This window comes from Streptomyces sp. NPDC044921 (assembly GCF_056432865.1).
Map to the genome: position 1 here is coordinate 166838 of NZ_JBWKIF010000015.1, position 14935 is coordinate 181772.

Annotated in this window: 12 protein-coding genes and 1 pseudogene; 4 read left to right on the plus strand and 9 right to left on the minus strand. The window is 74.4% G+C overall.

Annotation, left to right across the window (positions count from 1 at the left end):
- The first annotated feature begins 7 nt into the window (after window positions 1-7).
- A complete protein-coding gene (locus tag AC07DA_RS23820) occupies window positions 8-202 on the plus strand; it encodes a hypothetical protein (protein ID WP_031114944.1) in 195 nt (64 codons plus the stop codon).
- 15 nt (window positions 203-217) lie between these two features.
- On the opposite strand, the gene AC07DA_RS23825 is transcribed toward AC07DA_RS23820, so the two are convergent.
- The 6 genes from AC07DA_RS23825 to xylB all read right to left on the minus strand — a co-directional run bounded on the left by AC07DA_RS23825 (window position 218) and on the right by xylB (window position 6801).
- Entirely contained in the window at window positions 218-1453 is a 1236-nt protein-coding gene (locus tag AC07DA_RS23825; RefSeq protein ID WP_479130208.1) for a phosphodiester glycosidase family protein, read from the minus strand.
- 127 nt (window positions 1454-1580) lie between these two features.
- Complete coding sequence (locus AC07DA_RS23830; RefSeq protein ID WP_479130209.1) at window positions 1581-2756, minus strand: bifunctional class I SAM-dependent methyltransferase/NUDIX hydrolase; 1176 nt, start codon at window positions 2754-2756, stop codon at window positions 1581-1583.
- A 3-nt stretch (window positions 2757-2759) separates the two neighbouring features.
- A complete protein-coding gene (locus AC07DA_RS23835) occupies window positions 2760-3155 on the minus strand; it encodes a luciferase domain-containing protein (protein WP_479130210.1) in 396 nt (131 codons plus the stop codon).
- A 95-nt stretch (window positions 3156-3250) separates the two neighbouring features.
- The gene (locus AC07DA_RS23840) at window positions 3251-3847 is read right to left on the minus strand and encodes an N-acetylmuramoyl-L-alanine amidase (protein ID WP_479130211.1); all 597 of its coding nucleotides are present in this window, start codon (window positions 3845-3847) and stop codon (window positions 3251-3253) included.
- Between the two features lie 248 nt (window positions 3848-4095).
- Window positions 4096-5340, minus strand: a complete 1245-nt coding sequence (locus AC07DA_RS23845; protein WP_479130213.1) for an ROK family protein — start codon at window positions 5338-5340, stop codon at window positions 4096-4098.
- 15 nt (window positions 5341-5355) lie between these two features.
- Window positions 5356-6801, minus strand: a complete 1446-nt coding sequence (xylB, locus tag AC07DA_RS23850; RefSeq protein WP_479130214.1) for a xylulokinase — start codon at window positions 6799-6801, stop codon at window positions 5356-5358.
- Between the two features lie 129 nt (window positions 6802-6930).
- On the opposite strand from xylB, the gene xylA reads away from it, so the two are divergent.
- Together xylA and AC07DA_RS23860 are read left to right on the plus strand one after the other, a co-directional pair.
- Window positions 6931-8097 (plus strand): xylose isomerase, encoded by a 1167-nt coding sequence (gene xylA / locus AC07DA_RS23855; RefSeq protein WP_479130215.1) that lies wholly within the window; start codon window positions 6931-6933, stop codon window positions 8095-8097.
- Window positions 8098-8494: 397 nt separating this feature from the next.
- Window positions 8495-8806, plus strand: a complete 312-nt coding sequence (locus tag AC07DA_RS23860; protein WP_479130216.1) for a hypothetical protein — start codon at window positions 8495-8497, stop codon at window positions 8804-8806.
- Window positions 8807-8841: 35 nt separating this feature from the next.
- Here AC07DA_RS23860 and AC07DA_RS23865 read toward each other — a convergent pair whose 3' ends face one another.
- Window positions 8842-10227 carry an SWIM zinc finger family protein gene (locus AC07DA_RS23865; RefSeq protein ID WP_479130217.1) on the minus strand — a complete coding sequence of 462 codons (1386 nt, stop codon included), beginning with the start codon at window positions 10225-10227 and terminating at the stop codon, window positions 8842-8844.
- Entirely contained in the window at window positions 10224-13316 is a 3093-nt protein-coding gene (locus AC07DA_RS23870; protein WP_479130270.1) for a DEAD/DEAH box helicase, read from the minus strand. Before AC07DA_RS23870 ends, AC07DA_RS23865 begins: the two co-directional genes overlap by 4 nt.
- A gap of 264 nt (window positions 13317-13580) precedes the next feature.
- Between AC07DA_RS23870 and AC07DA_RS23875 the strand changes: the two are divergent.
- Window positions 13581-13762 (plus strand): annotated as a pseudogene (locus AC07DA_RS23875) (hypothetical protein).
- Between the two features lie 187 nt (window positions 13763-13949).
- Here AC07DA_RS23875 and AC07DA_RS23880 read toward each other — a convergent pair.
- On the minus strand, window positions 13950-14807 hold the full coding sequence (locus tag AC07DA_RS23880) for a hypothetical protein (protein ID WP_479130218.1): 858 nt from the start codon (window positions 14805-14807) through the stop codon (window positions 13950-13952).
- Window positions 14808-14935 lie beyond the last annotated feature (128 nt).

Below are 14935 nucleotides of genomic sequence, written 5' to 3' on the forward strand. Positions count from 1 at the left end.
GTCGACGATGGCCATTTCCATCTCTGTGGTGCTGCTGCTGGTGATCCTGGCGGTGATCTTCCTGCGCAACGGCGGACTGAAGGTCTCCCATGCGCTGGTCTGCCTGCTGCTCGGCTTCTACCTGGCGAGCACCAGCATCGCCCCCACCATCCACAGCGGCCTCACGGCGACGGCGGACATCGTCAGCAGCCTGCGGCCCTGAAAGGCGCCGCCGACCTCACGGCGTCGAGAACACACCGATGCCGTTCGGGACGACCCGTTCGGCACCGCCACTGGGGTGGTTGCGCACCGTGACCGCGCTCGCCCCCGGCTTGCGGGCGACCAGCGTCGACGAGCCGCCGCCGTCCAGGCTGAACGCGTCGTCGGCGCCCAGCTTGCGCATGGTGGCGGCCACTTCGGCGATCGTCAGGCCGCTGCGGTAGGCGGCGGCCCCGTCCAGCGCGAGGAGCAGCACCCGCCGCCCGCCCTCGGCGATGCCCACGGCGGTGCGGACGGCCGACGTCGTGTCGTCCAGCCCCGCCAGCGGCTGTCCGCCCGTGAGGACCGGGTAGCCGCCGAGCGCGAGGCGGTACGCGGCGCCGTCCGTGGCCGCCACGAGACGGTGCTCGACCTCCACCGCCGCCCCGGTGGAGAGCTTGCGCAGCTGCTGCGCGCCCGCCTCACGGCCGACCAGCACCGTGGTCCCCGCGGCGATGGCACCCCTGCCCGGGGTGTCGGCCGCCGAGACGACCTTGCCGTCACGGACCGTCACCTCGTACGTGTCCGTGCTGCAGGGCGCGGCCCGGTTCGTGTCCGTGCCGCAGGTGGCGCGCACCCGGGAGACGCTGCCCCACTCGGACGTGAACGCCCCGACCGAACCGACCGGCAGTGCGTACTGGTTGAGCCCGCGCAGCGGCAGCTGCCCCTCGGCCGTGCGGACCGAGCCGTCCAGGGCCAGCCGGTCCAGCCGGGCCACGCCGTCGGTGCCGACGCCGAACACGTCCTCGGTGGTCGTGCCCGGCGGAAGCGCCGGCCCGAAGCGCTGCCCCTTCGGCACGGCCGCCTTGAGCGTCCGCCCGGCCGCGATCGCCGGACCCACGCTCGCGCCCGTCACCTCGACGCCCGGGTGCTGTGTCTCGCTGATGTTGAAGAAGTCGCCGTTGACGCCGGCGACCGCTCCCTGGGCATCGGCCATCCGCGAGACCTGTGCGCGGGCGGCCACTGCCCCCGGATACAGCAGGTCCACCTTCACCTGCGGGTTGCCCAGGTCGGCCCGCACCACGTGCGCGTGCGTCACCCCCTTCGCCGCCTTGATGTCGAACTGCTCGTACGTGACGCCCGGCGCGATCCGCACGGCCTTCTGGACGGCGCCGGCCGGTGCCGCGCCCGCCAGGCCCGCACCGGCCAGCGCGCCGAACGCCGTGAGCAGCGCCAGAACCGCTCTTCCCGCTCCGCGTCTGTGACGACCTGTCACCGTGCCCCCTGATGTCTCGTCAGATGTCCCGACACTCAGGGGCAGTGCACCAGACCGCGCGGGCCGTCAGGGCCGCTGAACGCCGACAACGCGGGAACGGCTGAAAAAACGCACCCCTCCGGGTGCCTCAGCGGTCGCCCGTTCCGGTGCCGTACGGCGTGAAACGCGCCGGCGCGTGGTCGACCGGCAGATCAGGGCGCCAGGCGGTGAGGGCCTGGGCGCTGCACACGAAGAGCTGCTCCGGCAGCCGGTCCGGGGCGAACCAGCGCCAGCGGCCCACGCTCTCCCCGGGCTGGTCCGCGGGCTCGCCCCGCCAGGCGGTGACCCGGGCGGCCACCGTCACCCGGACGACACCGCCCGCGTCGTCCAGCAGCGTCCCGAGCAGCCGGACGTCCTCCGGGCGCGCGGCGAGACCGGTCTCCTCGCCGAGCTCGCGCACGACCGCCTCCTGCAACGACTCCCCGGGCTCCACCGTCCCGCCGGGCAGCTCCCACGTCCCGTGCCGGTGCCGCCCGAGCAGCAGCCCGCGCGGCCCGTGCAGGATGGCGCCCACCCCCAGCGCCGCGTGCGCCACCGGCGGCCCGGCGGTGCGCGGCCGGGAGGAGACCCGGACCGGCCGCGTCACCCGGAAGAGCCGGTAGGACGCCCGGTTGCCCGGCTCCGGAGCGTCCAGCACGTCGACGTGCTCCACGCGCAGGCCGTGCTCGGTGAGCAAGGCCGTCCACACCTCGGTGGTGAGCACCCACATGTGCACCGTGACGTCCCCGCCACCGGCCAGCCGCAGGATCTCCGGCCGGGCCGCCACCCGGTCCGACGGCCCGTCGCCCCGCGAGTTGGTGTGCAGCACCGTGAAGCAGAACCGGCCGCCCGGCCGGAGCGCCCCGGCGAGGGCGGGCAGCAGCCGGTGCGGGTCGAGGTAGGGGGCGGCGTTGACGGAGTAGACGACGTCGTACGGCTCCGCCGCGCGCAGGTGCTCCACCGCGTCGGCCAGGACCAGCCGCAGCCCCGGCAGGGAGCCGTACCGGGCGCGGGCCCGCTCGTACTGGCCGGCCGAGGCGTCGACCGCGTCCACCAGCGCGCCGTGGGCCCGGACCAGGTGGGCGGCGTGCCGGGCCGGACCGCACCCGAGGTCCAGCACCCGCCGCCCGGCGAGCTCCCCGAGCACCTCGGCCCCCGGCCCCGCGCCCGCGAAGCCCCAGTCGACGCGGGCCGCTTCGGGCAGCACCGTGCCACGCTTCAGGTGGTGGGTGCCGTACGTGTGCCAGGCCGCGGCGTTGGCGTCCTCCGGTCGTGGAGTCGCCAAGGCTCAGCCACCCGCCACGGCGTCGCGCGGCAGCACCGTGACCCGGTGGAAGTTGCACCCGGACGGCCCGGGCTGGTCGGCGGCCGGCCGGGTCTGGTGGGCCTTGAGCGCGCTGCTGGTCAGGGTCAGCAGCAGGTCGATGTCCGCCTCGCAGTCGAGATGGACCGTCAGCCAGCACGATCCCGGAACCAGGTGGATCGCGCTCGACCCGGACAGGTCGTAGTGGAAGCGCTGGATGGCCCGGCGGGTGAGGTGGAGGTCCACGTCCCGGTCCGAGTGGAAGTGGACGATCTCGTCGCGGACGGAACGGAGCGCCCGTCCGGTGCCGCAACTCGCCGGGCCCGCCGTCAGGTCGGGCCAGGCCTGCAGACGCTCCAGGGCGCGCTGGGCCAGAGTCATGCTCCCATCGTCGCCTGCTCACCGCGCCGCAACCAGTGGTTGAGCGATTCGTAACCGGGACGTGAGCCGACGGCCAGGGGACACCGCCCGTTCTCTCAGGCCGACTTGACCAGTCTGAGGTAGCGCTTCCAGTCCCAGTGCCGGCCCGGATCCGTGTGATCGCTGCCCGGCACCTCGTGGTGGCCGATGATGTGCGCGCGGTTGCGGGGGATGCCGTAGCGCGCGCAGATCGCCGCCGTGAGCCGGGCCGACCGCTCGTACATGGCGTCGGTGAAGTACCGGGGCCGGTCCACCCAGCCCTCGTGCTCGATGCCGATGCTGCGGGTGTTGTAGTCCCAGTTCCCCGCGTGCCAGGCGATGTCGGCCTCGCGCACGCACTGCGCCACCCGCCCGTCGGAACGCACCACGTAGTGCGCGGACACCTTCTCCCGGGGGTCGCGGAAGACGGACAGGGTGCCGGAGTACGTCGTCTGCGCGACGTGGACGACCACGTAGTGCAGCGGGTGGGCCCGTGGGCGGTTGGACGGCGTGTAGTTGGCGCGGCTCGCCGGGTGCCACGCGGCTCCGGGGTGATCGACGGCCCGGGGCCGGGCCGCGGCTCCCGTGCCGGGGAGCAGGGTGAAGGGGACGGCGGTGAGAGCGGCTCCTGCGAGGAGGCGACGCCTGCTGGGGGAGGAGGTGGTCCGGTCCATCGATGTGCCTTCCTGGTCCGCGGGCGGAGGTCACGCGCTCGGCTGCGCAACGGCGGCCGGGTGTCTCCCGGCCCGCCGGTCGTGGCCCGCGTGGATCAACGTACGACGCGTGCCGGAAGGTCCGAAGGACGCGATGCGTTTCGGTGGACGGACAAGGACTTGTGGACAACTCGCTCACCCGACGGGGTGATTGCGCATTCCTGACGTGAGCCTGCGGGCTGTCGGGCCGGCGGGCACCGGACGCCGGGTCAGGCCCGCTCGGCGACGGCCGCTGGATCGTCCAGCACCGCTCGCACGACCGAGTGCGCCGCTCCCAGCAGCGGTCCCTCCGGGCCCAGCCGCGACACGGACACGGGACAGGCCGGGCCCGCGGTGCGCCGGGCCAGCTCGTCCCGGAGCGCGGGCAGCAGCCAGGGCGCCAGCCCGGACAGTTCCCCGCCCAGCACCACGCTCTCGGGATCGAGGAGGTTGACCGCGCCGGTCAGGGCGATGCCGAGCGCGGTGCCCGCCTCGCGCAGGGCCCGGCGGACGTCCGCGTCACCTTGTGCCGCACGTCCCGCGAGCAGTCCCACCCGGTCCTCGTCCGGTTCCAGACCGGCCGCGCGCAGCACCGCCTCCTCACCGGCGTACTGCTCCAGGCACCCGCGCCCGCCGCACGCGCACTCCGGGCCGTCGGGCCGGACCGGCACGTGTCCCAGCTCGCCCGCGAAACCGCGCGTTCCGCGCAGCAGCCCGCCGTCCACGACCACCGCCGCGCCGATGCCGATCTCCGCCGACACGTGCAGGAAGTCGGGCGGGGTGTCCTCCCCGAGCCAGAGTTCCGCCAGGGCGCCGAAGTTGGCCTCGTTGTCCACGGTCAGCGGGAGGTCCGCCGGCAGCAGCGCACCGAGGTCCGTGTCGTGCCAGTCGAGGTTCGGGGCGCGGACCACGGTCCGGGCGTCGCGTGCCACCAGGCCCGGTACGGCCACCGCGAGCCCGGCGGGCCACAGGCCCTCGTCCTCCGCCTCGGCGACGACCCGGCGGATCAGTTCGGTCAGCTCGGCGAGCACCGGCCCGGGGGAGCGGCCGCGGTTGGCGCCCTGCCGTATCGCCCGCGCCCGGGTCGTGCCGCGCAGATCGACGGCGCAGACCGCGAGGTGGTCGACGCCGACCTCCGCACCGATCCCGGCCGGACCGCGTCCGCTGACCGCGAGCGCCGAGCCGGGGCGGCCGACCCGCCCGGGACGCTCCGGCCCGAGCTCCTCCAGCAGTCCCGAGCGGATCAGTTCGTCGACGAGGGTGGACACCGCCGCCCGGGTCAGGCCGATCCGCGAGGCGACGGCGGCCCGGGAGAGCGGCCCCTCGGCGCGCACGGCGTGCAGCACACGGGCGAGGTTGCGGCGGCGCATGCCCTGCTGGGTGTCGGGCAGCGCGCGTCCCCCTCCGGCGGAGAGGGGCTCGTGCGGCGAGCGTCCCGGCCCGGCCGGACGGGTCTCGTGCAGCGGTGCGGTCATGCCTGACGCCAGTCCTCAGTGGGTGTCGGTGGGCCGCTCCAGCAGCGGAGCCGCGTCGGAGAGTACCCCGGCGATCCTGTTCAGCGTCTCCTCGTCCCGCTCCACGGCGTCGAGCACGGGCCCGGCCGCCGTGTCCCACCGGCGTGCGACCGCCGCCGGGTCCTCCCCGGTCAGCAGCCCCGCCGCCTGCGCGGCGGCCCCCAGCGCCACCAGTTCCTTCGCCTCGGGCACCTGCACGGGACGCCCCGACAGCCGCCGTACGGTCTCCTGCCAGGCCGTGCCCCGGGCGCCGCCGCCGATCAGCAGCAGGGGCGCCGAAGGGTCGGCGTCCTCGTCGAGGACCAGGTCGAGCGCGCCCAGCAGGGAGTGGACGGCGCCGTCGTAGGCGGCCTGGAGGAGCTGGCCGGCCGTGGTGTCGTGACGCAGGCCGTGCAGCAGGCCGGAGGCGTTGGGCAGGTTGGGCGTGCGTTCGCCGTCCAGGAAGGGCAGCAGGGTGACGGCCGTGCCGGGCTCGACGGCCTCGCGGTCCAGGCCCAGCAGTGTCGCGACGCGGTCGACGGCGAGGGTGCAGTTCAACGTGCACGCCAGCGGCAGCCAGTCGCCGCGGGCGTCGGCGAAGCCCGCCACCGTGCCGCTCGGGTCGGTGGGCCTGCGCCGCGACACGGCGTACACCGTGCCCGAGGTGCCGAGGCTCATCACGGGCGTTCCCGGGCGTACGCCCAGACCCAGGGCCGCCGCGGCGTTGTCACCGGTGCCCGGAGCGACCAGCGTCCCCTTGGAGAACGGCAGGTCGTGGCTGTCGCGTACCGTGCCCGCCACCTCACCCGGCCGCACCACCCGGGGGAGCAGGGCCGGGGCGAGTCCCACGTGCGCCAGGATCTCCTCGTCGTACGCCTCCGTCCCGGAAGCCCACCAGCCCGTCCCGGAGGCGTCGCCGCGGTCGGTCGTGCCCTGACCCGTGAGCCGTTCGGTCAGGTAGTCGTGCGGCAGGCGCACGGCCTTCGTGGCGCGGACCGCCTCCGGTTCGTGCTCGGCCAGCCAGGCCCACTTGGTGACCGTGAAGGAGGCGGCCGGGACGCTTCCGGTCCGCTCCGCCCAGAACTTGGCCCCGCCCAGCTCTTCCGTGAGCCGGCGCGCCTGCGGCGCCGAGCGCACGTCGTTCCACAGCAGGGCCGGGCGCACCGGCTCGCCCCGGTCGTCCAGGGTGACCAGGCCGTGCTGCTGGCCGCCCACCGACACCGCGGCCGCCTCGTGCGCCGCGTCACCGCACTGGCGCAGGGCCTCGCACAGCGCGTCCCACCACTGGCGCGGGTCGCTCTCCCGACCGGCCCCTGATGAGACGGTGTGCGGTGCCTGGCCGCTCGCGACGACCCGGCCGGTGGCCGTGTCGACGACCAGCGCCTTGGTGGACTGGGTGGACGAGTCCACGCCGACGACGAGCGGACCCTCGGCTGCTGACATCGGGCTTCTCCCTACTGCGCGCGGCACGTGTCTCCGTCCGGAGGCACCTTGTCTCTTCCCAGAGAGCTGCTCGCATACTAATTTGTAAATCGGCATGACGAAATACCCCAGCGAGCAAGGAGCCGCGGCATGAGCTACCAGCCCACCCCCGAGGACAGGTTCACCTTCGGCCTGTGGACCGTCGGCTGGCAGGGACGGGATCCCTTCGGCGACGCGACGCGGCGTGCCCTGGACCCGGTCGAGACGGTGCAGCGCCTGGCCGAGCTCGGCGCCCACGGCGTCACCTTCCACGACGACGACCTGATTCCGTTCGGCTCGAGCGACACCGAGCGCGAGGCCCACGTCAAGCGCTTCAGGCAGGCGCTCGACGCCACGGGCATGAAGGTCCCGATGGCCACCACCAACCTCTTCACGCACCCCGTCTTCAAGGACGGCGCGTTCACCGCCAACGACCGCGACGTGCGCCGCTACGCGCTGCGCAAGACCATCCGCAACATCGACCTCGCCGTCGAGCTCGGCGCCCAGGTGTACGTCGCCTGGGGCGGCCGGGAGGGTGCCGAGTCGGGCGCCGCGAAGGACGTCCGTGCGGCCCTGGACCGGATGAAGGAGGCCTTCGACCTGCTCGGCGAGTACGTCACCTCCCAGGGCTACGACCTGCGCTTCGCGATCGAGCCCAAGCCGAACGAGCCGCGCGGCGACATCCTGCTGCCGACGGTCGGGCACGCCCTGGCGTTCATCGAGCGCCTGGAGCGTCCGGAGCTGTACGGCGTGAATCCCGAGGTCGGGCACGAGCAGATGGCCGGACTGAACTTCCCGCACGGCATCGCGCAGGCGCTGTGGGCGGGCAAGCTGTTCCACATCGACCTCAACGGCCAGTCCGGCATCAAGTACGACCAGGACCTGCGTTTCGGCGCCGGGGACCTGCGGGCCGCGTTCTGGCTGGTCGACCTGCTGGAGTCGGCCGGTTACACCGGCCCGCGCCACTTCGACTTCAAGCCGCCGCGGACCGAGGACCTGGACGGCGTGTGGGCCTCGGCGGCGGGCTGCATGCGCAACTACCTCATCCTCAAGGAGCGCGCGGCGGCGTTCCGCGCCGACCCGGAGGTCCAGGAGGCCCTGCGGGCGGCCCGTCTGGACGAGCTCGCCCAGCCCACCGCCGCGGACGGCCTGCAGGCCCTGCTCGCCGACCGCTCGGCGTTCGAGGCGTTCGACGTGGAGGCGGCCGCGGCCCGCGGAATGGCCTTCGAGCGTCTGGACCAGCTGGCCATGGACCACCTGCTGGGGGCGCGCGGCTGACGCCGTGCGCGCGGGCGTGTGGTCCCGGTCGGCCCGGACGCGAGCGTGGTGGTCGACCGGCACGCGGCGCGCGTGGTGACCGACCGGCCACGCCGTGCGCGTGGTATCCGACCGGCCGGTCACGCCGGCCGGTCTCGCCGACCGGTCGAGGCGGCCGGTCACGCTGGCCGGTCACGCCGGCCGGTCGGCGGGTCCGGCGGGCTCCGGGTCCCGGGGGCAGGCCCGCCCACATCTGAGAGGGGCCGGGGGGGGGCTCGTCATGCCAGGGGTGCGGGGCTCGTCATGCTCGGCACGGTGGGCTCGTCATGGCCCGGAACCATCCGGTCCGTGGCATGAGTTCGTATCAGCTCCCGTGCGCCGCTCCCACGCCGGGCGGTCCGCGGCGACCCTGGTCGGTATGACCATGCCGCCCGTACCACCTCACCCGCCCCGGCCTCCCCGGCGCCGGAATCCACTGCTCCTGCTGCTGGCCCTCCTCGTGGCCGTCGCGGCCGTGTCCGTCGTGGTGCTGATGGCCTCGGGCCGGGACGACTCGCCGGGCGACCAACAGCCCGGGGACGGGGCGGGCAGTACGCCCGCGCCGTCCCTGGGCATTCCCACGGGGTTGCCGAGCGATCTGCCGAGCGGGTTGCCCAGTGACCTGCCGAGCGATCTGCCGAGCGGGTTGCCCAGTGGCCTGCCGAGCGGGCTGGAATCGTTGCTTCCGTGAAGCGCTCCGCGCGTCCCCGGGCCTCGGTGTGTGCGTCACTGCCCTGAACCCGGCCCTGCTGCGTCAGTGGCGACTTCCGCACCGGTGAGTTCCGCACCGGTGAGTTCCGCACCGCCGGATTCCGCTGATCCGAGCGCCGATACCAGTGCCGTCGCGGGATCCGGGGCGGCTGCTCCCGCGGGCGCCCAGTGGCCGCGTTCCTTGCGGTAGGGCCACCACTGGCCGTCCCGGCCGAGGCGCAGCTGGACCGGCGCGCCGACGAGCGTCCACCGGTTGGCCCGGGCTCGCAGTCGGGGCCGCTCGTCCGCGTCCCAGGCCGATTCCAGGGCGGCACGCGCGCGTGCGAGCGCTTCGCCCTCCACCCGCCACTCCTCGTCGAGGACGGCCAGTGCCCTCGCACCGCCGTGGCGCCAGGCGCGCACGGCCACCGCCAGACCTTCCCGGCCGCGTCCCGAGCCGTCGGCGAGACGGTCCGCCACGCCCCGGACGGGAGCGGCTTCCTGCGGGGCGGCCGTCCTGGGCCCGGCCGTCTCCGGCCCGGCTTCGCCCGCGGCCAGCCGCACGGCGTCCTGCGCGGGTGTCAGCACCTCCCCGAAGGTTCCCCGCAGTGCCTCCCCGAGCAGATGGTGGGCCCGTCCCGCCGTCCGCGCGGCCAGGAACTCCAGCGCTGCAGGGTCGACGCCGGGCGCGGGCGCCGTCTCGGCGTCCAGGGAGGGCGGCACACCGGGCTCGTCGGGCGGAGCGGGCAGTCGCGGCAGCGACGGCAGGATGTCACCGGCGGCGTAGGCCTCGGCGGCGTCCACGCCCTGCGGCCCGGCGGACCGCGCGGGGGACGCGCCACTGCGGTTCTGCAGGTCGCCCAGCAGGCCGTCCTCCGCCCGCCCCCGCATCAGCAGCAGGACGAACGGGTCCTGGTCCAGCAGTCGTGCCACCTGGTAGCAGAGCGCCGCCGTGTGCCCGCAGTGGTCCCAGGCTCCGCAGTCGCACTGGGGTTCCAGGTCGCCCAGGCCGGGCAGCAGCTCCACGCCCGCCGCCGCCGCGTCCTCGACCAGGTGCGGCGGCATCTCCCGGTCCAGCAGCGCCGCCACGTGCCCGGCCCGCTCCACCGCCATGTCCAAAAGGCGGTCCCACTGCCCGGGAGACAGCCTCTCCAGCAGGACGTCGGCCCGGTGCGCCGTGCGGTCGCGGTCCTGGACGACTGCCGTGAGCCGGCCCGGGCGCACGGACACGGCGCCGACCGCTCCCGCGCGGGCGAGCCGGCGCCCCGCCTTGAGCTGCGCGGAGTCCAGCGCCGTGTCCTCCAGCGCCTTCAGCCACGCCTGTCCCCACCAGGTCTGTGCGAAGCCCCGCCCGTGCGCGGGCGGCAGCGCCGCGAACGTGCGCTCCGGCTCACCGTTCGAGTCACCGTCGTACCGAGTCATCGCGATCCCCCTCGCAGTGCGACCAGGTCGGCCAGTTCCGCGTCGGTCAGTTCCGTGAGCGCCGCCTCGCCGGAGCCGAGGACCGCGTCCGCCAGTTCCCGCTTGCGGACCAGCAGTTGCGCGATGCGGTCTTCGATGGTTCCCTCCGCGATGATCCGGTGCACCTGCACGGGCCGGGTCTGCCCGATCCGGTAGGCGCGGTCGGTCGCCTGCGCCTCGACGGCCGGGTTCCACCAGCGGTCGTAGTGCACGACGTGCTCGGCCCGGGTGAGGTTCAGGCCGGTGCCGGCCGCCTTCAAGGACAGCAGGAACACGGGCACTTCACCGTCCTGGAAGCGCTGGACCATGGCCTCGCGCTCGGCGACGGACGTCCCGCCGTGCAGGAACTGCGACGGCGTGCCGCGGGCTGCGAGGTGCCGTTCCAGGAGGCGGGCCATCCGCACGTACTGCGTGAAGACCAGTACGCCCGCGCGCTCGGCGAGGATCGTGTCGAGCAACTCGTCCAGCAGTTCCAGCTTTCCGGAGCGCCCGGAGATCACCGGCCGCTCCTCCTTGAGGTACTGCGCCGGGTGGTTGCAGATCTGCTTCAGGCCGGTGAGCAGCTTCACGATCAGGCCCCGCCGCGCCATGCTGTCGGCGCCGGAGATGTCCGCGAGCGCTTCGCGCACCACCGCCTCGTACAGGGCCGTCTGTTCGGCGGTGAGCGACACGGCGTGGTCGGTCTCCGTCTTCGGCGGCAGCTCCGGCGCGATCCCCGGGTCCGACTTGCGGCGGCGCAGCAGGAACGGCCGTACGAGCCGGGCCAGGCGGTCCGCGGCGGCCGGGTCGCGACCGCCCTCGACGGCCTCCGCGTACCGCCTGCGGAAGGTGGCGAGCCGGCCCAGCAGTCCCGGGGTCGCCCAGTCCAGGATCGCCCACAGCTCCGACAGGTTGTTCTCCACCGGGGTGCCGGTGAGCGCCACGCGCGCGCGTGCCCCGATGGAACGCAGCTGCCGCGCGGTGGAGGAGTACGGGTTCTTCACGTGCTGGGCCTCGTCCGCCACGAGCATGCCCCAGTCCACCTCCGCCAGCCGGACCGCGTCCAGCCGCATGGTGCCGTACGTGGTCAGCACGAACTCCCCGTCGGCGAGGCCCGCCAGGTCACGGCGTGGGCCGTGGAAGCGCCGCACCGGCGTGCCGGGCGCGAAGCGCTCGATCTCCCGCTGCCAGTTGCCCATCAGGGAAGTCGGACAGACCACCAGCGTGGGACCGGCGGACCGCGTGTCGGTCTGCCGGTGCAGGTGCAGCGCGATCAGCGTGATCGTCTTGCCGAGACCCATGTCGTCGGCGAGACAGCAGCCCAGGCCGAGCGACGTCATGCTCGCGAGCCAGTTCAGGCCCCGCCGCTGGTAGTCCCGCAAGGTCGCCGCGAGGGCGGCCGGCTGCGCCACGGGCCGCTGTGCCTCCGGGTCCGCCAGCCGCTCCCGCAGCGCCGCGAGCCAGCCGGTGGGCCGGACCTCGACCCGGCGGCCGTCCACCTCGGTCCAGCCGGTCAGGGCAGTGCCCAGGGCCTCCACCGGAGTGACCTTGCGGTCCTGCCGGGAGCGGGCGAGCGCCACTTCCCGAGGGTCGATGAGCACCCATTGGTCACGCAGCCGCACCACCGGGCGCTTGGCCTCGGCGAGCCGGTCCAGCTCCGCGCGGGTCAGTTCCCGGTCGCCCACTGCGAAGGACCAGTCGAAGGCGAGCAGCGCGTCGGCGGACAGGAACGACGGCACGGCTACCGTGGAGCGGCCGGTGTCCCGCTCGTCGCCGGAAGGTCCCACCTCCGCGCGCGTGGTGAGCTCGCGGGTCAGTTCCCTGGGCCAGTGCACCTCCACGCCGGCCGCCGCGAGGGCGCGGGCGCCCGTGCCGAGGAGTTCGGTGACCTCGTCGTCGGCGAGTTCCACCGCGTCCGGCACGGCCGCCGACAGCAGGGGCGCGAGCGGTGCCCAGGCCCGGGCGGCCCGGCGCAGGGCGAGCAGGGAGTCCATCCGCGCGCGGGGGCCGAGGGCCTCGTCCGCGGTACCGGCCCAGACGTCCGCGGCGTCCGCGACGAGCGCGGGGTCGCTCACGCCGTGCACCTGGAGCACGGCCCGGAACGTCACGGCGGCGCCGGCGGCCTCGAGGTCCGCGGTCTCGAGGTCCGCGGCCTCGGAGTCTGCGGTCTCGGGGTCTTGGGTCTCGGGGTCTTGGGTCTTGGGGTCTTCGGTCTTGGGGTGCGCGGTCGTGGGGTGCGCGGCCTCGGCGTCGGTGGTGCGGGCGTCGGTGGTTTCGGTGGGGCCGCTTCCGGCCGTACCGGTCAGTCCGTGTGCCTCTACGCGCAGCGACAGCCGCACGCCCGCGTCGAGACCGGCGGCGACATCGGCGGCCCAGGGGCGCAGTGCCGGCAGGTGTACCGGTTCCTTCGAGGCGTAGGCGGGAGCGCCCGTCACCAAGTGCGCCGCGGGGGTACGGGGCAGGCTGTCGGCCACGGCGTCGAGGAAGGCGCGCAGGAGCTGCTCCGGTTCGGGCAGCCGCAGGGGTCCGTCGCCCGGCAGCGGCACGGCGTGTGCCTCGGGCGGCATCGCGGCGGCGAGGCGGCGCAGGGCCTCGATGTCCTGGGCGCCCAGCGGGCCCGCCCGCCAGGCGTCGTGGTCGCCCGGCGACAGCCCCGGCAGCAGCAGGCCCCGCGCCACGAGGTGCAGGGCCTGGAAGGCGGCCGCGCCCCAGAAGACGGTGGCACGGTGGCCCTGTCCGGTCAGTCGTGCGTGGGTGAGGAGCGGCAGGGCCGCGCTCACCGGCATCAGCACGGCGGACACGCTCACCGCCTCGACCCCGTCGCGGCCCGGCACGGCGACGGTCAGATCCGTGACGGACGCCGATGTGACCGCTGACGTGACGGACGCCGACGTGACGGACGCCGCCGACGTGACGGACGTCGATGAGACGGCCGCAGCGGGTGCGCCGTCCGATCGCCAGAAAGCGACAGCGCCGGTGCGGGCCGGGTCACCGGGCAGGAACACCGTGTGGCAGTGAGTCAGTTCGGAGACGTCGGAGGAGGGTGCCGGGGAAGTCGACTGCGCGGCTATGGCTGATTCCTCAAATTTGACTAGTGGAGTCGGAGTCGCCGAGAGTACAACACTTTCGGGCTGCAGAGGTGGGGTGGGGATGTGAGATGGGCCACCATGGATGCGCGAGCGTGCGCCGCGGTGTTCTGCCGCAGCAGTGCCTCTTCTCAGGGTCGCCTAGGGGCCGCGACTCAGGGATGTGTCAGGGGCGGCGTCGGAACCGCTGGATGCGCGGGCCCGTTCTCAGATCAGAGAGCGGCAGTGGCCGCGAAGGAGGCGACAGTCATGTCGAAGAACGCCAAGCCGCCGCGGGCGGTGTGGCGGCCGGGCTCATCCTGCTGATCTGGCTGCCCTGGTGGGCCGCGCTTCTGATCATCCTCGGAGTCCCGGCCGCCGCCTACCTCACGCTGGATCCGGCACAGCGGCGCAGGCTGCGCCGCGTCACCCGCAAGGAGTTGGGCCGCTGATCGTCCGGTCGCCGTGCGCGGTATCGCCGACCGCTTGATTGCCAGTCACCCGGCGAGCCAATCGCTCGGGCGACCCAATTACTCGGGCGGGCCAATCACTCGGGAGAGCCAATCGCCCGGCGAGGGCCGCCCGGCGAACCGACTGGCCGGAGCGCCGACCCGCCGGATAGCTGATCGTCCGGGCCGATCAGTTCGGCCGTACGGCCATCTTGTCCAGCGCCGCGAGGAGGCCCGGCAGTTCCGGGCCCCGGCCCACCGGCAGGACCTCGCCGGGCTCCTCGTCCAGCAGCACGAAGGCGATGTCGTCGGTCCTGGCCACCAGCGACCAGCCGGGACCGTCGGCCCGCAGGGTCCGCGCGTCACCCGGTGCGAAGGAGGAGCGGACCCGGCCCAGGGGCGGTGGCGAGTCGATGTAGGTGCGGGCCTCCGCCAGGACGCGCCGGATGCCGCTGTGGCCCGGCCGCCCGCCCTCCCCTCCGTGGCCGGGGCCATCGGCGGCCCCGCCCGTGCCACCCGTCGCCGCCGTCGGCCCCGGCTGCGCGAAGGCCGTGTCGTCGACCTGTTCCCGCCACGTCGTCCACTGCAGCGCGATCTCGTCCGCGCCCAGGCGCCGCTGAGCCGGACCCCACACACTGGTGTCCGGCGGAGCCAGCGGCGGCCGGTCGTCGGCCTCCGGGCCGGGATCGTGCGGCGCGGGCACACCGGGCGCCGCGACCGCGACAGCGAGGGGCCAGCCCGGCAGGGCCGCGACCACCGTGCGCTCGTCGGGTGACAGCTCGTACTCCATGCCGCAGTCCCACGACGCGATCGCGACCGCCACCAGGGAGACATCGTCGATGACCACGGTCCACCGGGCGCCCTCGCCGTCCTGGCCGAGCACCAGGCCGTAGCCGTCGGCCAGCGGTGCGAGGCCGAGCGCCGCGCACGCCTCCGGATAGTCGTCGCCCAGCACACTCGGGAACTTCGCCGGCGTCAGCAGCACCGCCGTGAGCACATAGAGCGCATCGTCCGCGGCGGCGACGGCGTCCTCGTCCGTCCCGGCCATCCCAGCCTCCCCATCCATTCGTCCACCGGCGCGCACCCTAGTGCGCGCGGAAGCCGCTTGTCACGACCTCGCAACCGCACCCGGAGCTGCAGTTTTCCGGCGGACAGGGGCGAATCGGCCGTCCGGCG